The sequence below is a fragment of the Deltaproteobacteria bacterium genome, from assembly GCA_016875225.1.
Lineage (GTDB): Bacteria > Myxococcota_A > UBA9160 > SZUA-336 > SZUA-336 > VGRW01.
On sequence record VGRW01000068.1, the window covers coordinates 1 to 19,362 of the forward strand.

13 protein-coding genes and 2 pseudogenes are annotated in these 19,362 nt (G+C 69.6%); 6 read left to right on the plus strand and 9 right to left on the minus strand.

Annotated features, from left to right (window positions below; all coding sequences use genetic code 11):
• Positions 1-145: 145 nt before the first annotated feature.
• On the minus strand, positions 146-733 hold the full coding sequence (locus FJ108_14265) for an AMP-binding protein (GenBank protein MBM4337049.1): 588 nt from the start codon (positions 731-733) through the stop codon (positions 146-148).
• A 53-nt stretch (positions 734-786) separates the two neighbouring features.
• Positions 787-1,198: pseudogene (locus FJ108_14270) on the minus strand (MerR family transcriptional regulator).
• Positions 1,199-1,295: 97 nt separating this feature from the next.
• Between FJ108_14270 and FJ108_14275 the strand changes: the two are divergent.
• The gene (locus tag FJ108_14275; GenBank protein ID MBM4337050.1) at positions 1,296-2,384 is read left to right on the plus strand and encodes a class I SAM-dependent methyltransferase; all 1,089 of its coding nucleotides are present in this window, start codon (positions 1,296-1,298) and stop codon (positions 2,382-2,384) included.
• A 6-nt stretch (positions 2,385-2,390) separates the two neighbouring features.
• Here the strand turns inward: FJ108_14275 and FJ108_14280 are convergent, their stop codons facing one another.
• Complete coding sequence (locus FJ108_14280; GenBank protein MBM4337051.1) at positions 2,391-2,972, minus strand: hypothetical protein; 582 nt, start codon at positions 2,970-2,972, stop codon at positions 2,391-2,393.
• Between the two features lie 44 nt (positions 2,973-3,016).
• On the opposite strand from FJ108_14280, the pseudogene FJ108_14285 reads away from it, so the two are divergent.
• Positions 3,017-3,432 (plus strand): annotated as a pseudogene (locus FJ108_14285) (catalase).
• 4 nt (positions 3,433-3,436) lie between these two features.
• Entirely contained in the window at positions 3,437-4,882 is a 1,446-nt protein-coding gene (locus FJ108_14290) for an SDR family oxidoreductase (protein ID MBM4337052.1), read from the plus strand.
• Positions 4,883-4,891: 9 nt separating this feature from the next.
• Here FJ108_14290 and FJ108_14295 read toward each other — a convergent pair whose 3' ends face one another.
• Both FJ108_14295 and FJ108_14300 read right to left on the minus strand, forming a co-directional pair.
• A complete protein-coding gene (locus FJ108_14295; protein MBM4337053.1) occupies positions 4,892-6,325 on the minus strand; it encodes an FAD-dependent oxidoreductase in 1,434 nt (477 codons plus the stop codon).
• The gene (locus tag FJ108_14300) at positions 6,322-7,413 is read right to left on the minus strand and encodes a zinc-dependent alcohol dehydrogenase family protein (GenBank protein MBM4337054.1); all 1,092 of its coding nucleotides are present in this window, start codon (positions 7,411-7,413) and stop codon (positions 6,322-6,324) included. Before FJ108_14300 ends, FJ108_14295 begins: the two co-directional genes overlap by 4 nt.
• 27 nt (positions 7,414-7,440) lie before the next feature.
• On the opposite strand from FJ108_14300, the gene FJ108_14305 reads away from it, so the two are divergent.
• Together FJ108_14305 and FJ108_14310 are read left to right on the plus strand one after the other, a co-directional pair.
• On the plus strand, positions 7,441-8,151 hold the full coding sequence (locus FJ108_14305) for a 16S rRNA (uracil(1498)-N(3))-methyltransferase (protein ID MBM4337055.1): 711 nt from the start codon (positions 7,441-7,443) through the stop codon (positions 8,149-8,151).
• 41 nt (positions 8,152-8,192) lie between these two features.
• Entirely contained in the window at positions 8,193-9,488 is a 1,296-nt protein-coding gene (locus FJ108_14310) for a glycine--tRNA ligase (GenBank protein MBM4337056.1), read from the plus strand.
• A gap of 6 nt (positions 9,489-9,494) precedes the next feature.
• Here the strand turns inward: FJ108_14310 and FJ108_14315 are convergent, their stop codons facing one another.
• Positions 9,495-10,601: an S-(hydroxymethyl)glutathione dehydrogenase/class III alcohol dehydrogenase gene (locus FJ108_14315; protein ID MBM4337057.1), complete on the minus strand. Its 1,107-nt coding sequence runs from the start codon at positions 10,599-10,601 to the stop codon at positions 9,495-9,497.
• A gap of 114 nt (positions 10,602-10,715) precedes the next feature.
• On the opposite strand from FJ108_14315, the gene FJ108_14320 reads away from it, so the two are divergent.
• Positions 10,716-11,810: a fatty acid desaturase gene (locus tag FJ108_14320; GenBank protein MBM4337058.1), complete on the plus strand. Its 1,095-nt coding sequence runs from the start codon at positions 10,716-10,718 to the stop codon at positions 11,808-11,810.
• Here FJ108_14320 and aspS read toward each other — a convergent pair.
• The 3 genes from aspS to FJ108_14335 all read right to left on the minus strand — a co-directional run bounded on the left by aspS (position 11,793) and on the right by FJ108_14335 (position 15,808).
• Positions 11,793-13,550, minus strand: a complete 1,758-nt coding sequence (aspS, locus tag FJ108_14325; GenBank protein ID MBM4337059.1) for an aspartate--tRNA ligase — start codon at positions 13,548-13,550, stop codon at positions 11,793-11,795. The genes FJ108_14320 and aspS overlap by 18 nt on opposite strands.
• Before the next feature lie 100 nt (positions 13,551-13,650).
• Positions 13,651-15,045, minus strand: coding sequence for a diguanylate cyclase (locus tag FJ108_14330; GenBank protein ID MBM4337060.1), 1,395 nt, complete (start codon positions 15,043-15,045; stop codon positions 13,651-13,653).
• 142 nt (positions 15,046-15,187) lie between these two features.
• Entirely contained in the window at positions 15,188-15,808 is a 621-nt protein-coding gene (locus FJ108_14335; protein ID MBM4337061.1) for a phosphoribosylglycinamide formyltransferase, read from the minus strand.
• Positions 15,809-19,362 lie beyond the last annotated feature (3,554 nt).

Below are 19,362 nucleotides of genomic sequence, written 5' to 3' on the forward strand. Positions count from 1 at the left end.
CTTCGTCGATGAAGAAGGTCACGTCCGAACGATCCAGAGCGTCGCTGATATATACCGGAAGCAACAAACCCTGGTGTTGCTCGTACCCCTTGAAATCGCCTCTCTCACCCATCCTCGCCATGCTAGCGCGCGAGAGAGTCTTGGGTCAGGCTCCTAGCGCGTGCCAGAGGTCGTTCGCCGCCCACATCACGCCCTTCGGCATGCCGGTCGTCCCGCCGGTGTACAGGAAGAGCAGGTCCTTCCCGTCGCGCGCAATGCCCAGCGCGCGTCCGGAGCCGCCGTTCGCGAGCGACTCGTAGGGGATCGCGAAGTCGAGCGGCGCGCCGCCGACCTGCACCCACGCGACGACCTTCGGAAGCCTCGCGTGCAGCTTCGCGACCCGCTCCGCGAACTCGCCGTCGAAGACGACCACCTTCGCGTCGGAGTTGTCGAAGATGTACCAGAGCTCGTCGTCGAGGTAGCGGTAGTTCACGTTCACGTGCACCAGCCGCGCCTTGAAGCAGGCCGCGAGCGTCTCGACGTACTCGGGCCGGTTGCGCAGGTAGAAGCCCACCTTGTCGTCGGGCACCGCGCCGCGCGCGCGAAGCTGCGCGGCGAGATTGTTCGAGCGCCGCGCGAAATCAGCCCAGCTCGTGACGGCGTCGTCGTGGATCAGCGCGGGGGCGCTTGCGGCGTAGCTCGCGTCGAGCGCGTCGAGCACGTCGCCGAAATTCCAGTTCGGGGCGGTGGGCATGCGGGCTCCTCCGTGGGAGCGCGCATGATACCCGATGCGTCGCTGCGAGGAGGTCAGCGGCTGGCTGTGCGATGGCGACGGCTCCGCTCGCGGATTTCGGCCGTCTCCATCGCCGGGATCCGCAGGAACTCGAGGAATTCCTGGTGCTCGCTCGGCGCGACTTCTCGAACTCCGCGTGCCAGCGGTGCACGTCGTCCTGCGAGAATCCGGCCGCCTTCATGATCTCGACCCACTTTTCCTCGCTGACCATCGCTTGGCTCCTCAGTTGATTGGCGCTCTGCAACAGACGCGCGATCGCGCACGCGGCTCCCGAAGTCGCTCGACCTCCCTGGCCGAGTAGGCGCGGTAGTTCGCTCGCGTCCGGCGCGGCCGGGGCGGCAGCCCGATCGACTCGCAGTGCAGTAGGGTGCCGCGCGAGAGACGGCAGGTCCGAGCCAGATGCGTGACGGTGAGCGGCGCCGACATGAAGCCCGTCTGCACCCTGCAGTCGTAGACGGGTCAAGGGGCCGAGGGACCCGTCGGCGAAACGGCCGAGGTTCGGATAAACTGAGCGCGTCCATAAATGATCGTGTTCATTTTGCGGCCATTCCGGCCGCAAGATGGATGGGAAGGAGCGCGAGCCATGAACCTCCGAACCGCGGCCGAGCTGCTGCGCGGCGGCCAGATGCGGGTGCTTCTGGGCGCCATGCGATTGGTGACGCCCTATTACCGCCTGCTCTGGCTGGTGGCCGCCTTCCGCTCCGGACTGATCGCCCGGCTGGACGGCGGAGCGCGCTCGCTCGAGGAGCTGGCGCAGGACCGGGTCCGGGATGCGGCCGACCGGGACTGGCTTCGCGCTTGGCTCGAGCTCGGAGTTCGCGTCGGGCAGCTCCGGCTGGAAAGCGGGCGCTACTCGCTGCGCAGCTACCTGGCGCGCCAGATTGCGCGCCCCGCCAACGACGCGATCGCCGCGATCCTCGAGGAGGTCGCGACCCTGCACTACAGGCTCGTTCTCGAGAGCCCGCGGCGCATGGCCGAGGGCAGGCGCTTCGAGCTTTCGGATCAGGACGGCGTCCTCGTCGCGCGCTCCTCGCCGCTGCTGCGGCCGTTCGTCCACGAGGCCATCGACGAGGTGGTTCCGCGAAGCGGCGCCTTCCGCGTGCTCGAGGTCGGCGCGGGTTCCGGCACGTACATCCGCTACGCCGCCGAGCGCAACTCCGAGCTCACCGCGGTCGGGCTCGAGCTGCAGCCCGAGGTCGCGGACTTCGCCAACGCGAACCTGCGCGAGTGGGGGCTCGAGCGCCGAGCGCACGTCGCGCCGCAAGACGTGCGCGCACGCAAGCCCGAGCCCGAGTTCGAACTCGTGACGTTCCACAACAACATCTACTACTTCCCCGTCGCCGAGCGCGTCGCCCTGCTGCGCCACGCTCGCGGGTTCCTGCGACCCGGCGGCTCGATCTTGCTCACGACCGCGTGCGGCGGCGGGAGCCCGACCTCGATCGGACTCGACATCTGGAGCGCAGGCACGGAGCGCTGCGGTCGCCTGCCGGCGCCCGAAGAGCTCGTCGAGCAGCTGCGCGAGGCAGGCTTCGACGAAGCGCGCGCAGCAAGCCTGTTCCCGGGCGAGAAGTACTACGCGTTCTTCGCGCGCCACTCCGGCTCGCGCGGATGAGACGCGCTACTTCGCGCGCGTGCCGGTGAAGACGATCCGCCCGGGATTCACGCGCTCGCTCCTCACGCGCTCGAAGCCGCCGGAGACCGCGTGCGAGGTGTACTCGATGAAGCCCTGGGTCGTGAAGCGCGCGACTTCGGGGAAGTCCTCGGCCTCGTCGACCACGATCCGGAACGTGCGCTGGTCCTCGGCCATCTCGAACGTCCAGCGCGTGAAGTTGTAGATCACCGCGGCCATCGTGGTCGCGATCTTGCCCACGCGGTTGCCCCAGACATCGGTCGAGGCTTCGAACTGGCGGTAGAGACCGGCCTTGTGCAGCCGCTCGCCCGCGCGCAGACCGCGCCCGTGCAGGTACGACTCGGCCGAGCCCGTGGCTTCTAGCTCGACGAGGAGCTCGACGATCCGGCGGTAGGTCGCCATCGGAACCCAGGTGCTCGCGGCGAGCTGCTTGTCGATGTAGCGCAGGTCTTCCGCGGAGAGCCGCGCCTCGAGCTCCGCGCGCGGAAGCGTTCCCGCTTCGACGAGCTTCTGCAGGTCCTCGGCCGCGGACTGGAAGCCGGTGGCCTTGATCGAGGGCGTCTTGGACATGGCGGGACCTCACTCGGTTCGCGTTCGGATCGGCGCGATCGTCGCTGCGACTTGACCGCGGGGCCGCCGCTTCTCCCCGGGGTCAACGACTCGCCGAGGAGCGCGTTCGGCCGCTCGCCCTCGTCGACGCGCACGATTTCGACGAGCGTGCTTGGCGAGCTGGCGCAGAAGTCGACGATGTCGTCCGCGACCCGCGAGGCTTCGCGATCGACTTCTTCTCGCACGGACCCGAGGCGGACGCCGCGAACGACCGGATCGACCCGTTCGACGTGACGAGGATCTGGCCCTACCGCGACTACGCGTCTTCGGAATCGGACCTTGGCCCGGCAGGATGCTGCAGGGCGGGCTGTTTGCGTACGGCGACACACGCCGCTACCGGCTGGGAGTGAACCGCACGCGGCGGCCCGAGTACGGCGCTCGCGTCGCGGCCGCCGTGAAGGAGCTCGGCGGCAAGGCATGACGACTTGATCCTGCTCACCGGAGCGACGGGCTACGTCGGGGGACGGCTTCTGCACCGCTTGGAAGCCGAGCGCCTCGCGGTTCGCTGTCTGGCGCGCCGCCCCGAGCAGCTCCGAGCCGGCGTCGCCCCCACGACCGAGGTCGTGGGCGGCGACATCGGCGATCGCGCCTCGCTCCAGCGCGCGCTCGCCGGCGTGTCGTCCGCCTGCTACCTGGTCCATTCGATGGGCGCGCGCGAGGACTTCGAGGCGCGCGACCGGCGCGCCGCCGAAACGTTCGCGAGCGCCGCCGCCGCCGCCGCCGCGGGCCTGCGGCGCATCGTCTATCTGGGCGGTCTCGGAGACGCGAGCGCGGATCTCTCCGCGCATCTGCGCAGCCGGCACGAGGTCGGGCGGATCCTGGCGAGCTCCGGTGTGCCGACGATCGAGCTTCGCGCGTCGATCGTGCTGGGCTCGGGCAGCCTCTCGTTCGAGCTGATCCGCACGCTCGTGGAGCGGCTTCCCGCGATGGTCACGCCGCGCTGGGTCGACGTGCTCGCGCAGCCGATCGCGATCGAGGACGTGCTCGCGTATCTGCGCGCGGCGCTCGAGATTCCCCTGGACGGGAGCCGCGTGTACGAGATCGGCGGGCCCGAGCGCGTCTCGTACGGCGAGCTCATGCGCGAATACGCGCGCCAGCGCGGGCTGCGGCGCTTCATGATCCCGGTGCCGGTGCTCACGCCTCGCCTGTCCAGCCTGTGGCTGCGGCTGGTGACGCCGCTCTACGCCGAGGTGGGGCGGAAGCTGATCGACAGCATGCGTCACCCGACGGTGGTGCACGACGAGTCAGCGCTTCGCGACTTCGCGGTCCGTCCGCTCGGCGTGCGCGAGGCGATCGCCCGCGCGCTGGCCAACGAGGACCACGCGCTCGCGGAGACGCGCTGGTCGGACGCGCTCTCTGCTGCGGCCGATCCGCCGGCCTTCGGCGGGCGGCGCTTCGGAAACCGCCTGATCGACTCGCGAAGCGTTCACGTTTCGGTCAGCGCCCCGACCGCGTTCGCAGCGATCCGGCGCATTGGCGGCGAGAACGGCTGGTACTTCGGCGACGCGCTCTGGCGTCTTCGCGGCGCGCTCGACCTGCTCTTCGGCGGCGTCGGCCTGCGCCGCGGCCGGCGCGATCCCGAGTCGCTGCACGTCGGCGACACGCTCGATTTCTGGCGCGTCGAGGCGATCGAGGCGGATCGGAGCCTGCGGCTCGCGGCCGAGATGCGGCTTCCCGGGCGCGCCTGGCTCGAGTTCGACGTCGAGCCCGAGGCGGGCGGCGCGCGCATCCGCCAGACCGCGGAGTTCGATCCGGTCGGGCTCGGCGGGCTCGCGTACTGGTACGGGATCTACCCGCTACACGAGCTGGTGTTCCGCGGAATGCTGCGCGGGATCGCGCGCGCGGCCGAGCATGGCGCCGCGCCGCGCTGAGCGCCGCCGTCAGCCGAGGCGCCCGTGGACGCGCACGGCCGCGCGCGAGCCGGCGCCGATCGCGCCGTCGATGAAGCCCCGCCAGCCTTCGCCCACGTCGCCGCTGGCGAAGAACAGCGGAGGCCGATCGCGCTCCAGTGCCGTCGCCCAGCGCCCGAGCCAGCCCGGCGGAAGCATCGCCCACGTGCCGCGCGCGAACGGATCCTCGCGCCACGCCCAGGACGAGATCGACTCGACCTCGACTCCCGGGAACCAGGCGCGCAGCGCCGCTTCGACCGCAGCGCGGTCGGAGACGTCGAGCCGGGCTGGATCGGGTCCGAAGGCGACCAGCAGGGTGTGCGCGTCGTCGAGCGCGTAGGTGAGCGCGAAGGAGAGCGGGTGGGACGCGGGCGCGACCGCGCTCGCCTTCTTGTGTCGCGTCACGCGGCCCTTTTTCCGGGCGTAGAGCTTGAATCCGCGCCCGCCATGGCGCAGGCCGGCCAGCTCGAGCAGGCGCGCGTCGAGCGCGGGCGCGAACTCGACCTCTGGCAGGACGTTCAGCGGCAGCGTGACCACGGCCGCGCGGGCGTCGAGCTGCGCGCCGTCCGCGAGCGCGATCCGGACGCCCGCCTCCGAGCTCTCGATGCGCTTCGCGATCGCCCCGAGCCTGACCTCGAATCCGCCGTGCGCGACCATCTTCCCGATCAGCGCTTTCGTGCCGTCCGCGAGCTTGTAGCGCGCGGCGGCATCGGAGAGGCCGGGAAGGCTCCAGCCGGCGAGCGCGAAGCCGCGCAACATCTCCGTGTAGGCGACGCCGTCGAGCGGCCCGTTCGTGAGCGACAGCAGGTACCCCTCGAGGAAATCGCGCGGCACCGGCGGGAGCTCGAGGCGCGCGAGCGCGTCCCTTGCGGAGAGCGCGTCGAGCTTGGCGAGCTCGGCCCGCGCGAAGCCCGAGTCGTAGGGACGGTTCCAGGCCAGGCGGGCCGGACCGAAGTACGCCTCGACCGCCGCCTGCACGGCGGCCATGTCCTGCGCGCCCAGGACGACCCGCTTGCCGCCGACGAGCGCGATCATCTCTTCGTTGGCGAGGTCGAGACCCAGCTCCGGCGTCTCCGCGACCGCGAGCCCGTAGCGCTGGATCTCGGCCCAGACGTGCGGCTGCGCCCAGTGGACCCAGGTGCCGCCGAGCTCGATCGAATCGCCGCCGAGCTCCGAGGTGAACGTGCGCCCGCCCAGACGCTCGCGCGCCTCGAGCAGGACCGTGCGGTAGCCGCGCAGCGCGCAGTCCCGAGCCGCGGTCACGCCGGCGAAGCCGCCGCCCACGACCAGCACGTCGATCTCGGGCTTCGGATCGGCCGCTCGCGCATCCGGGCCGAGCAGGAGCGCGCCCGCGCCCGCGCCCGCCGCGATCAGGAGCTCGCGGCGGCGCAGACCCGCGGCCTCCGGCTTCACTCGCTTCGTCACGCTAGCTCGGCCTCACGACATGGATCCTGCCCGCACGGGTTAGCGGGATTCGCGGCCGCGAGAAAGGGGCGACCGCCACCGGCTCGACCGCGAACCCGGAGCACGCCCGAGCCCACGATCCTGCCCTGTTTCAGCGCGAGCAGCGCCTGGTTCAGCTCGTCGAAGTCGAACTCGGTGGTGCGCGGCCGGATGCCGGCGCTAGCGGCGAGCTCGAGCAGCTCGCACCCGTCCGCGCGCGTGTTGGCCGTGACGCTGGTCAGTGTACGCTCCTCGAACAGGCGCGCGGCGTAGTCGAGCGGCGGGATCTGCGTCATGTGGATCCCGGCGCAGGCGAGCGTGCCGCCCGGACGAAGCGCCTCGAGGGCGACCGGCACGAGCGTTCCGACCGGCGCGAAGAGCACCGCGGCGTCGAGCTTCGCTGGCGGCCGATCCGCGAGGTCGCCGGCCCATTCCGCGCCGAGCTCGCGCGCGAGCGCACGATGCGTGGCCTCGCGCGTGACGACGAAGATCCGGCAGCCCAGGTCTTCCGCGACCTGCAGGGCGATGTGCGCGGACGAGCCGAATCCGTACAGGCCCAGCCGCCCGCCCGGCTCGATCCGCGAGCGGCGCAGGCTGCGGTAGCCGATGATCCCCGCGCAGAGCAGCGGCGCGACCGCGGCATCGTCGATCGCGTCCGGCAGCGCGTAGGCGAACTCCTCGGGCACGCGCGCGCGCTCCGCGAATCCGCCGTCCTCGTCCCAGCCGGTGAAGCGGGGCGCGCGGCACAGGTTCTCGTCCGACGCGCTGCAGTACTCGCAGCGGCCGCAGCTGCGCCAGAGCCAGGCGATGCCGACGCGCTGGCCCGGCTCGAAGCGGCGCGCGCCCTCGCCGAGCGCGCGAACACGGCCCACGATCTGATGACCAGGGATCAGGTTCGGCCGGCGCTGCGCGAGATCGCCCTCGACGACGTGCAGGTCGGTGCGACAGACGCCGCAGACGCTGACCTCGACCTCGATCTGGCCGGGTGCGGGAGCGGGGTCCGCGAGCTCGCGGAGCAGGAGCGGCGCCTTTTCGATCGGGCCCGGACTCGGGAGCACCCACGCGCGCATCGGCGGGAGATCTTACACTCGCGAGCGTTGAACGTTCTGCTCTACGACGAGAACGACGAGGTCGCCCCGGGGCGCGTGCGCGTCGCGGATCGCCGTCACCGCCACGCGAAGGAGATCCTGCGCGCGAAGCCCGGCGACGAGCTCGCGGTCGGAAGGATCGACGGCAAGCTCGGTCGAGGAACCATCGTCGCGCTCGACGAGAGCGCGCTCGAGCTCGAGGTCGTGCTCGAACGCGAGCCCCCCGCCCCGCTCCCAGTCACGCTCGCGCTCGCGCTCCCGCGCCCGCCGAGCCTGCGCAAGGTGCTGCAGCAGGCGACGGCGCTGGGCGTGAAGCGCTTCGTGCTCTTCGCGAGCGCGCGCGTCGAGAAGAGCTACTGGCAGAGCACGGGACTCGCGCCCGCCGCGCTGCGCGAGCAGCTCCTGCTCGGACTCGAGCAGGCCGTCGACTGCGTCGTTCCGCGGATCGAGCTCGCGCGCCGCTTCCGGCCCTTCGTCGAAGACGAGCTGCCGCGGCTCGCGGCGGGAGCGGCGATCCTCGTCGCGCATCCGGGACCGCTCGCTCCGCCGCCCGCGCTCGCGAGCCGTGCCGCTCTGCTCGTCGTCGGACCCGAAGGCGGGCTCCAGGATCACGAGCTCGAGCGGCTCGCCGCCATCGGTGCGCAGCGCGTCGGCCTGGGTCCGCGCGTGCTCCGCGTCGAGACGGCCGTCGTCGCGCTGCTCGCGCGCCTCGCTGGTTGACACCCCCGAGGGTCATTCGGATACTCGCCGCCGTGGATCTCATGGAAAAGCTCGTCGCGCTGTGCCTGAATCGCGGTTTCATCTATCCGTCGAGCGAGATCTACGGCGGCATCGCGGGGTTCTGGGACTACGGGCCGCTCGGCACCGAGATGCGCAACAACGTGAAGGCCGCCTGGTGGCAGCGCATGGTGCGCGAGCGCGACGACGTGGTCGGGCTCGACTCGTCGATCATCGCCAATCCGCAGACCTGGGTGGCGTCGGGTCACGTGGCGAACTTCAACGACCCGATGATCGACTGTCGCGGCTGCAAACGGCGCTTTCGAGCGGACCAGATCGACGCGGACGACCGCTGCAGCGCCTCCAGCGACGGAAAGCACGATCTGACCGAGGCGCGCCAGTTCAACCTGATGCTGAAGACGCGGATCGGCGCCGCCGAAGACTCGGCCGGCGAGGCGTATCTCCGCGCCGAGACCTGCCAGTCGATCTTCCTCGACTTCAAGCGCGTGATGCAGTCGGCCCGCATGAAGCCGCCGTTCGGCATCGCGCAGATCGGCAAGGCCTTCAGGAACGAGATCACGCCGCGCAACTTCATCTTCCGCTCGCGCGAGTTCGAGCAGATGGAGCTCGAGTTCTTCACGCCGCCGGCCGAGGCGATGGACTGGTTCGAGCGGTTTCGCGAGATCCGCATGCGCTGGCACCACGACATCGGTCTCGATCCTGCGAAGCTGCGTTGGCACGCGCACGGCGCCGACGAGCTCGCGCACTACGCGAAGGCGGCGTATGACGTCGTCTTCGAGTTCCCGTTCGGCTGGCACGAGCTCGAGGGTGTGCACCACCGCGGGGACTTCGACCTGCGCCAGCACAGCGAGCACTCCGGCAAGGACCAGTCGTACACCGATCCCGAGGCGAAGGAGCGCTACTTCCCCTACGTGATCGAGACGTCCGTCGGCGTGGACCGCTGCCTGCTCGCGCTGCTCGCCAGCGCCTACCAGGAGGACGAGGTCGGCGGCGAGAAGCGCGTCGTGCTGCGCCTCACGCCGCAGATCGCGCCGATCAAGGTGGCGGTCCTGCCGCTCTCGAAGAAGCTCGCGGCTCCGGCGGAGAAGATCGCCGCCGATCTGCGCCGCCGCTTCGCCGTGGACTTCGACCTGCCGGGAAGCATCGGCAAGCGCTATCGGCGCCAGGACGAGGTCGGCACACCGCTCTGTGTCACGTACGACTTCGACTCCGAGCAGGACCAGAAGGCGACCGTGCGCGAGCGCGACACGACCCGGCAGGAGCGCATCGCCCTCTCGCAGCTCCCCGCCTACCTCGGCGAGCGGATCCTCGGCTTCTAGCGCCTGCTAGTACTTGATCACCGAGCGGATCGCCGCGCCCTCGTGCATCAGATCGAAGGCGTGGTTGATGCGCTCGAGCGGCAGCTCGGCGGTGACCATCTCGTCGAGCTTGATCCTGCCGCTCATGTAGCGGTCGACGAAGCGGGGCAGCTGCGTCCGGCCCTTCGTTCCGCCGAAGGCGGTGCCGCGCCAGGAGCGGCCGGTGACGAGCAGGAACGGCCGGGCGTGGATCTCCTGGCCCGACCCGGCGACGCCGATGATGATCGCCTGCCCCCAGCCCCGGCTGGTGCAGGCGAGCGCCTGACCCATCACCTCGACGTTCCCGATGCACTCGAACGAGTAGTCGACGCCGCCGTCGGTCATCGACACGATCGCGGCCGCGACGTCGGCGACCTGCTTCGGGTCGAGGCAGTCGGTCGCGCCCAGGCTTCGCGCGAGCTCGAACTTCCGCGGATTCAGGTCCACGGCGAAGATGCGCTCGGCCCCGGCCATCACCGCGCCCTGGATCACCGAGAGTCCGATGCCGCCGAGTCCGAAGACCGCGACCGACGCGCCCGGCTCGACCTTCGCGGTGTGCAGCACCGCGCCGATTCCCGTGGTCACGCCGCAGCCGAGCAGACAGATGCGGTCGAGCGGAGCGTCCTTGCGCACCTTCGCGAGCGCGATCTCGGGCACGACGGTGTACTGCGCGAAGGTCGACGTCCCCATGTAGTGGTGCACGAGCGTTCCGCGCGCCGAGAGCCGGCTGGTTCCATCGGGCATGAGCCCCTTGCCCTGCGTCTCACGGATCCGCGCGCACAGGTTCGTCTTGCCGGAGAGGCAGAAGCGGCACTCGCGACACTCGGGGATGTAGAGCGGGATCACGTGATCGCCGACCGAGAGCGACCGGACGCCGGCCCCGACCTCGACCACCTCGCCGGCGCCCTCGTGACCCAGGACCGCGGGGAACAGGCCCTCGGGATCCTTGCCCGAGAGCGTGTAGGCATCCGTGTGGCAGACCCCGGTCGCCGCGAGCCGGACCAGACACTCGCCCGCGCGCGGCCCTTCGAGCTCGATCCGCTCGATCTCGAGTGGCCTGCCCGCCTCCCACGCAACCGCAGCCTCGACCCTCACACGCCTGCCTCCCCTGCCGAGCCGCGATCATACCAGCGAAGTTCCAGGGGTTTTACCGAACTTTGACGCGCGGAGGGCGCGCCCGGCGCGAGCCGCAGATACCTTGTCGACCCAATGGCAAGCCCTGAAGAATCCCCGGCGGTCGAAGCGGTCGAGTCTGGTCCCACCCTCAGCGACGTGATCGAGCTGCTCCCAGAGCGGGTCTACGACAACCCGACGAGTCTGGGCATGATCTACTTCGCGCGCGACCTCGTGCTCTACCTGGGCCTGGTCGCCCTGCTGGTGGTGGTCGACTCACCGTTCCTGCTGGTCCCGCTCTGGATCCTCACGGCGTTCACGACCGCCGCGATCTTCATCCTGGGCCACGACGCCGCGCACGAGACGCTCTTCAAGAGCAAGCGCCTGAACTACCTGGTCGGCGTGATCTCGATGCTGCCGTCGCTGCACATCTACGAGGCCTGGGTCTTCGGCCACAAACACGTCCACCACGGCCACACGGTGCGCGAGGGAATGGACTACGTCTGGCACCCCACGACGCCGGAGCAGTACCGGGCGATGACTCCCGTGCAGCGCGCGATGCACCGCCTGAAGTGGTCCTGGCTGGGCGCCGGCGTGTACTACGGCTGGGACATCTGGTGGAAGAACATGATGCACTTCCAGGGCACCGCGAAGATCGCGGCGAACGTGAAGCGCGACCGCAGGATCGTCCTGATCTACGCGTCGCTACTCACCGTGATGCTGCTCGGAGCCGGCGCTGCGACCTACGGTGGAATCGGCGGGGCCGTCTGGATGTGGACGAAGGTCTTCGCCGTGCCGTTCGTGCTCTGGAACTACGTGATCGGCCTGGCCGTCTACGTCCACCACGTCGCGCCGGACATCCGCTGGCTCTCGCGCCGCGAGTGGACGCGTTTCAAGGGGCAGATGGAGGGGACCACGATCCTGCACGTGCCCGCGTGGATGAACTTCTTCATGCACAACATCATGATGCACGTGGCGCACCACGTGGACATGCGCATCCCGTTCTACCGCCTGCCGGAGGCCTGCGAGGTGATCCGGAAGGGGTATGCCGACGTGGTGCGGGAGCGGGACTTCGACCTCTCCGACTACGTGCGCATCACGCGCAGCTGCAAGCTGTACGACTTCAACACGCACAGCTGGAGCGGTTACGAGGCGGCGAAGGAGTCGCCCGCGCTAGTCGCGCAGGCGTAGACCGAGCTCTTTCAGCTGGGCCGCGTCGACGGCGCTCGGCGCTTCCATGAAGCTGTCCTGGCCGCGCTGCGTCTTGGGGAACGCCAGCACGTCGCGCAGGCTCTCGCCGCCGGCCAGCATCAGCGCCAGGCGATCGAAGCCGAAGGCGAAGCCTCCGTGCGGTGGGGCGCCGGTGTCGAGCGCGTCGAGCATGAAGCCGAAGCGCGCCCTCGCTTCGGCCTCGGAGTAGCCGAGGATCTCGAGGATCTTGAGCTGCACGTCCGAGCGGTGATTGCGCAGGCTCCCCGAGCCGAGCTCGACGCCGTTCATGACCAGATCGTAGTGGGTCGCCAACACGCTCTTCGGATCGCTGGACAGCTTTTCGATCTCGCTCTCGAGCGGAGCGACGAACGGCATGTGCATGTAGCTGAGCTTGCCGTCCTCGCCCTCTTCGAAGAGCGGAAAGCCGACGACGAAGAGCGGATCCCAGGCGCGACCGTCGTAGCGGTCGAGCTTCTGGCCCAGCTCCAGCCGCAGCCGGCCGAGCACGTCGCAGACGACCCGCTCGCGATCCGCGCCGAAGAGCAGCAGCGATCCCGGGCGCAGCCCCGCCCGCGCGCCGATCGCCGCCTTCTCCTCGTCGGACAGGAACTTCGCGATCGGCGACTGCCAGGATCCGTCCTCGGCGATCCGCACCCACGCCAGCCCCTTCGCGCCGAGGCTTCGCGCCTGCTCGTTCAGCCGGTCGAGCTCGCTTCGAGACAGCGCGGCTGCATCGTGGATCGGAAGCCCGCGCACGACGCCGCCCGCGGCGAGCGCCCCCGCGAAGACCTTGAACTCGCTCTTGGCGAGCAGATTCGAGAGGTCGACGATCTCGAGCGTGATGCGCCGTTCCGGTTTGTCGGAGCCGTAGCGCGCCATGGCCTCGGCGTAGCTGATGCGCGGGAACGGACGCGAGAGCTCCACGCCGAGCACGTCGCGGTAGGCGCGCACGGTCAGGTGCTCCAGCAGATCGAGGACGTCGTCCACGCCGACGAACGAGAGCTCGAGGTCGAGCTGGGTGAACTCGAGCTGGCGATCCGCGCGCTGGTCCTCGTCCCGGAAGCAGCGCGCCAGCTGGAAGTAGCCGTCGAAGCCCGCGACCATCAGCATCTGCTTCATGATCTGAGGCGACTGCGGCAGCGCGTAGAAGCTCCCGTGCTGCAGTCGACTCGGCACCAGGAAGTCGCGCGCGCCCTCCGGAGTGGCGCGCGCCAGGATCGGCGTCTCGACCTCGGTCAGTCCGCGCTCCGAGCAGCCGAGACGAAGCGACTGCGCGAGCTCGTGGCGCACCCGCAGACGTCGCTGCATCACCGGCCGGCGCAGGTCGTGGATGCGGTACTTGAGGCGGCTGCTCTCGTCGAGAAGCACGTCGTCCTCGATCTCGAACGGCGGGGTCGTGGCGGTGTTGAGGATGCGCACCTCGTGGGCGATCAGCTCGACCTCGCCCGTCGGCAGGTTCGGGTTCACGACGTCCGGATCCCTGCGCGCGAGCACGCCCCGCACGATCAGCACCCACTCGGATCGGACCGCCTGCGCCTTCCCGTGCGCCTCGGGCTCCGTGTCGGGCTTGAAGACGACTTGCGCCAGTCCGCTGCGATCGCGCAGGTCGACGAAGATCACGCCGCCGTGGTCGCGGCGTTTGCGCACCCAGCCGCAGAGCACGACTTCGCGGCCGACGTCCACCGGCCGCACGTCTCCACAGAAGTGTGTTCGGCGCAGATCGCCGAGCGGATCGAGTCGCACGCAGGCTCCCTTCCCCGTCGTGGGGGGCTTCGGCGCGCGGAGCCTACCAAGGCCCCGCGGGCGGGTCAAAGTCCGGCTAGCCCCGGGACGAGGAGAGCTCGTCCGCGGAGCAGACGTGGTCGCGACCGAGCGCCTTGGCGAGGTACATCGCCTTGTCGGAGAGATCGAGCAGGCGCTCGCGGCTGTCTCCGTGCGTCGGAAAGGTCGCCACGCCGACGGAGACCGTGAGCCGCAGGTCCAGCCCCCGCTCCGCTCCGAAGGAATGGCCGGCGACCGACTGCCGGATCCGATCCGCGACCGAGAGCGCGCCGTCGAGTCCGGTGTCGACGAGCAGGATCGTGAACTCGTCGCCGCCGTAGCGCCCCACGGTGTCGATCGCGCGCACCGAGTCCTGGAGCAGACCCCCGAGCTCTCGCAGCACGCGCGACCCGACCAGATGCCCGAAGCGGTCGTTCACCGTCTTGAAGCGATCGAGATCGAGGAAGAGCACGGAGAGCCGGCTCTGCGAGCGCGAGGCGCGGTTCACCTCGCGGTCGAGCGCCGAGAGCAGATAGCGCGCGTTGTACAGCGACGTGACGTCGTCGATGAAGGCCTTCTCGCGCGCCTGCAGGAAGCGTTCGGCGTTGATCAGCGCGAGCTCCGCCTGCTCGATGACCAGCGCCGCGCGCTGCCGCTCGTCGTCGTCGAAGGGACGCCCCTCCGAGAAGAGCCAGATTCCGCCGACCACGCGGCCCTCGCTGCGGATCGGCAGCGCGAGCAGATCGGCGTCGCGGATACCCAGCTCCTCGAGCGCACCGGCGAGCGCGGAGCCGCTCCGCACTCCCGGCCGTTCGAGCTCGCAGGGATCGAAGATCTTGCCGAGCTCGATCTCCGAGCGGAGCGCCAGCAGCGCCTCCTGGGGGAAGCCCGCGATCTCGATCCCCTCGCCGGTCCGGGACGGCAGCTCGACGAGCCGGCCGACGGCGCGAGATCGACCGGTGAGTCGCAGGACGATCTCGACCGCGAGCGGCAGCACGTCCGCGCTCTCCAGACAGGAGGCCAGTGCGCGCGCGGCCTCGAACGCCTGCACGCAGCCGCGCAGGGACTCGTTCTCGTCCATCAGGCGCCGGCGGAGCAGCGTCCGCTTCACGCCGTAGGTGACCTCAGCCGCGGAGACCGGCTTGCGCAGGTAGTCGGCCGCGCCGAGCCGCATCGCCGGGAGCGCGCTCTCGAGCGACGCGTAGCCGGTGAGCACGACCACCTCGGTCCGAGGCGATGCGCGCTTCACGCGCTCGATCAGCTCGAGCCCGTCCATCTCGCGCATCGACAGATCGGTGATCACGAGATCGAAGGGCCCCTCGTCGCCGAGGCGCGACAGCGCCTCTCGGCCGGTCGCGGCAGTGGCGACGCGAAACCCCTCCTGGACCAGCGCGTCGCGCGTCATCTCGCGTATCAAGCGGTCGTCGTCGACCACCAGCACCCGCTTGTCCATCGCTTCCGGGCCCCCCCGCTCGCGTCGCTCCTCCGCGCTATCTCGGTGCGGTCGATCGGCAACTTGATGGCGGAGTTGCGCGCGCGCGACGCGGCCCTGGCGCGGATGTCCGATCCGGGCGGCAGACGACGGATCCGCCCGGTCACCCCGTCGCGCTCACGACGACGCGCCGGCCGACGATCTGCAGCCGGCCCTGCGCGTGGAGCTGGATGGCCCGGGGATAGAGATCCCGCTCGACCGCCGCCACCCTTGCCGCGAGCGAGGCGGGGGTGTCGTCCTCGAGCACGTCGATCGCCTTTTGCAGGATGATCGGCCCGGTGTCGTACTGCTCGTCGCAGTAGTGGATCGTCGCGCCGGTCACCTTCGCGCCGTACTCGAGCACCGCGCGGTGCACGCGCTCGCCGTAGAAGCCCTTGCCGCAGAAGGCGGGGATCAGCGAGGGGTGGGTGTTCATCGCCCGGCCGTTGTATCCCCGCAGCTCGATCCGCGACAGGAACCCGGCGAGCACGAGCAGATCGGGAGGATCCTGCGCCAGCGCAGCATGGATCGCGTCGTTGAACGCGCGCTCGTCCGGATGGTCCGCGCGCGCGATCGCGAGCGCGGGAATCCCGTGCCGCCGCGCGCGAGAGAGCCCGAACGCTTCGGGCTTCGACGAGATCACGGCTGCGATGTCGACGTCGAGTCGCCCGCGGTCTCGCTCCTCGATCAGGTTCGCCAGCGTCGTGCCGCTGCCCGAAAGCAGAACCGCGATGCGAAGCGCCATCTCTCCCCCCAAAAAGCGAAGGCGCCTCCCGGCCGTGAGCCGGGAGGCGCCCGCTTCATCCGTCCGGCGACGTCACTAGAACGTGTAGCGAACCCGGACCTCCGCCTGGTCGCGGTACAGGACCGGCGCGACGCCTCGGAAGACCGGGCTCGTGTAGTCCGCCACCGAGCCGTACTGCGCGATCGGGAAGTACGAGCCCTGCGCCTTGTAGACGTGCCCGAAGAACTGCGTGAAGCCGAGGCTCGTCGAGAACGAGTCGTTCCAGCGGTACGTGAGCCCCGTGATCAGGGCGCCCTGCGATTCCCACGGCGCGTACAGCAGCGTCACGCGCGGCAGGAGCCGATCCTGGAAGTAGCCGGTGAAGAACGTGAACGCGACGTTTCCGGTGAGCGGACCTGCCGCATAGCCGTAGTTGCCGTCGAAGTCGTCGTCACCGCCCTCGTAGTCGGGCAGGTAGCGCAGGAACAGCTGCGTGTTCAGGAAGAAGCTGCGGTTGGGGTTCAGGAAGTTGAAGAAGGTCGGGCGGTCGACCGAGATCGAGAGCACCATCTCATCCGTCTGCGACAGGCCCTCGTACTCGGTGTTGTTCGGGATCAGCTTGTTGGCGATCCACGAGAACTCGACGCCCCAGCTGGTCTTCGTCACGTCCTCCGCGAAGTCGAGACCGAAGCCGAAGACGTTGCGCTTCTGGTAGTTGAAGGCGACCTGGCGCCCGCCCTGCCACAAGAAGTCGCGGCGACCGTAGCGGCCGTCGCCGCCCGCCTTGCGGACCGGAAGCGTCTGGGTGGTCGCGCCGAGAATGCCCGCGACGCCGCGGCAGAAGACCGGCGAACGGGGCGGCAGACCGTTCGGGAACAGCGCAGCGAAGGCCTCCGAGTCCACCCCCTGGTCCGCGCGGTACGGGCTGTACTGGATGCCGTCCTGAAGGACGTCACCCGGAATGCCGCTTCCGCACAGGATGCTGTCGTCGGTGATCGGGCCGGCGAGGTAGTCGTCCTGCCCGTCCCAGACCGCGTCGCGGTCGCGGTCGAGATCCGCACTCAGATCGCCGTCCATGTCGCGACCGCGCACGACCTGGCTGCCGAACTCTCCGAGCAGCTCGTTGCGCTGCGCTACGGTCATCCTCACGTACTCCGGTCCGTACGGAGTCTCGATCTCGACCGCCTGCGAGGCCAGCAGGCGGCGGAGCGTGGTCAGCCCCTCCGTCTGCTGCAGGTACTGGAGCTTGGCGAGATTCACCATCCGGTTCACCCCCGTCCCGACCGGCGGCTGATTCGGGTCGCCGGGGTTGTTGGGGTCGCCGGGGTTGTTGGGGTCGGCGACCGTGACCACTTCGACGGCGAAGCCGATCGGCATGGATAGGATCAGCGACTTCCCCGAGGGATTTGCGTCGCCGGGATCGACCAGCACGTTGTTCACCTCGAGGTAGCACCAGGACCTCGGGCAGCTCTCCTGCGGGTCGTAGTTCACCAGGAACTCGGCGGCCACCGCCTTCGGATCCGTCTCCGTCGGTATGGAGACCCGGACGATCGAGTAGTCGACCGCCGCATTCGGGTCCCAGAGCGGCGCCGCGACCACGTCGAAGTCGACTTCCTCGTCGTCGAACACGTACTGGTTGCGGGCGAAGATGCCGTCCGGTCCAGAGATCGGATCGCCGAAGGCCTGGAGCGCCGTATTCGACTGCGACCAGACGGCGAGCTCCTGCAGGCTCTCGGGCGCGTCGAAGACGCGGTCGGCGCCGACGATCTCGAGCGAGATCAGCAGCCGCTCGAAGTTCGCGGAGACGGTCTCGAGCGAGGTGCAGCCGAGGTTGAACGGCGTGGCGACGTTGACGGCGTTCGCGTTCATCCAGCGCCCGCAGTACTCGCCGTCGATGTCGGTGTAGTCGATGTTGGCGAGGTCGTTCGGATCCTGGTTCGGATCGATCAGGTTCCACTTGTTCAGCGGGCTGTCGAGATCGAGCGGGTTGCTCGGATCCGTGTTGAAGACGATCGCGCCGTACTTGTCGAGCAGTTCCTGGTTGACCGTCCACGGCATGGGCTCGATCCAGCTGTCTGCCTCGCGCAGATTGCCGGCCTGGGTCTGGTAGCGAGCGCGACCCTCCGCTCCGAGTTCGGAGACTTCCTGCGGGGTGAGCCCGAGATACTCGCCGCTCTCGATGCCGAAGACCGGCTCCGGAACACTGACTTGTATGCCCTGGCGGTCGAAGTCCGCGTCGATGTCCATGCCCTGCTGGCCGTTGCGGCTGTAATTGATGCCGTACTGGTAGTAGAGGCCCTCCTGGGCGTTCCGGGTGCCGACGAGCGCGCCGGGCGAGAGCGCCTTCAGGCCGACGAACTCCTGAGTCACGACGCTCGCATCGGCGTTCATCAGGTCGACGCCGCCGAGCGCGGACGGGCCGAGGTTGGCGTCGCGCGTCAGGTCACCCGCGATCGCGGGGTCCGCGCGCCAGGCCTCTCCCTGCACCTTGCTGCAGGGCGAAGCGTACGCCGGCCCGCAGCCGAGCAGGCTGGCCTGGCCCGATTGCAGGCTGACGCCCAAGTCCTGGAAGCTCCCGTCCTGGAACGCGAGCGGCTCGATGGCCAGGAACTGCTGGCTCAGGAAGTCCATGCCCGCGCGCGCCACGACGCTGGTGCTGCCATCGGGATTCGTCGTCACGATCGTCTCGACGCCGTCGAGGAGCACCGCGCCGAGCACCCCGAGGCCCGAGATGATGTTCGAGAGGAATCCGAAGTCGACCGGGTAGTTCAGGCGGTCGAACGCGCAGAACCCCTCGTCGGAGTCGAACGTGTAGGCGCACAGGGAGTGGAACAGCGTCTGGTTGACGTTCTGCAGCGCCGCCACCGACTCCCCGCTGCGCAGCGTCTGCCGTCCGTCCTCGGTCTCCGGCGGATTCCAGAGCAGGCAGTTGCCCGCGCTCGGGAACATGTTGTCGCCTGTCGTGTCCGCCCGGCCGTCCGGACCGACGGCCTCGCCCTCCGCGTTCCTTCGGATCGTGCAGCCGGTCTCGGCCTTTCTCATGCTCACCGAGAGCGGTGCGCCGGTCGTTGGGTCGGCGGTGCGCTCGTACTGCTGGACGAGATCGAGGTAGAAGCCGTCGTCCCAGCCCCAGAAGTCCGAGACCGAGAACGTGAAGCGATCGAGGCGTCCCTCGATCCGCGCGCCGAAGTCGAAGCGCTCGAGTCCGGAATAGTCGTCGTACGGCCGGTGCTCGCCGATCACGCCGATCCCCGCCAGACCATTGGCCATCGCGCCGAAGCTCTTCAGGCAGATGATGTCGACCGCCGAGCCCTCACCGCACTTTCCCAGATCCGTCGGCTCGAAGTCGTCGAAGAGCGCGAGCACCTCCAGGCGCAAGTCCTCGACCGGGCCCACCCGCATGAAGATTTCCGGCGAGAACGTGACATCGACGCCCCACTGGCCGATACGCTGCTCTTCGAGAGGCGCGAAGATGCCGTTGCCGATGTCGAGCGGGTTGTTGCGGTCCTGGTTGCGGTACAGCTCCGTCTTGCCCCAGACCTGGATCAGCTTGCCGACCCGGGTGTAGATCTTTG

Bases quoted from the DNA above. Each gene is read 5' to 3' on its own strand.
- FJ108_14320 (MBM4337058.1), top strand. From the start codon at position 10,716: ATGGCAAGCCCTGAAGAATCCCCGGCGGTCGAAGCGGTCGAGTCTGGT.
- FJ108_14265 (MBM4337049.1), bottom strand. From the start codon at position 733: ATGCCCACCGCCCCGAACTGGAATTTCGGCGACGTGCTCGACGCGCTC.
- FJ108_14330 (MBM4337060.1), bottom strand. From the start codon at position 15,045: ATGGACAAGCGGGTGCTGGTGGTCGACGACGACCGCTTGATACGCGAG.
- FJ108_14300 (MBM4337054.1), bottom strand. From the start codon at position 7,413: ATGCGCGCGTGGGTGCTCCCGAGTCCGGGCCCGATCGAAAAGGCGCCG.
- FJ108_14275 (MBM4337050.1), top strand. From the start codon at position 1,296: ATGATCGTGTTCATTTTGCGGCCATTCCGGCCGCAAGATGGATGGGAA.
- FJ108_14280 (MBM4337051.1), bottom strand. From the start codon at position 2,972: ATGTCCAAGACGCCCTCGATCAAGGCCACCGGCTTCCAGTCCGCGGCC.
- FJ108_14335 (MBM4337061.1), bottom strand. From the start codon at position 15,808: ATGGCGCTTCGCATCGCGGTTCTGCTTTCGGGCAGCGGCACGACGCTG.
- FJ108_14310 (MBM4337056.1), top strand. From the start codon at position 8,193: ATGGAAAAGCTCGTCGCGCTGTGCCTGAATCGCGGTTTCATCTATCCG.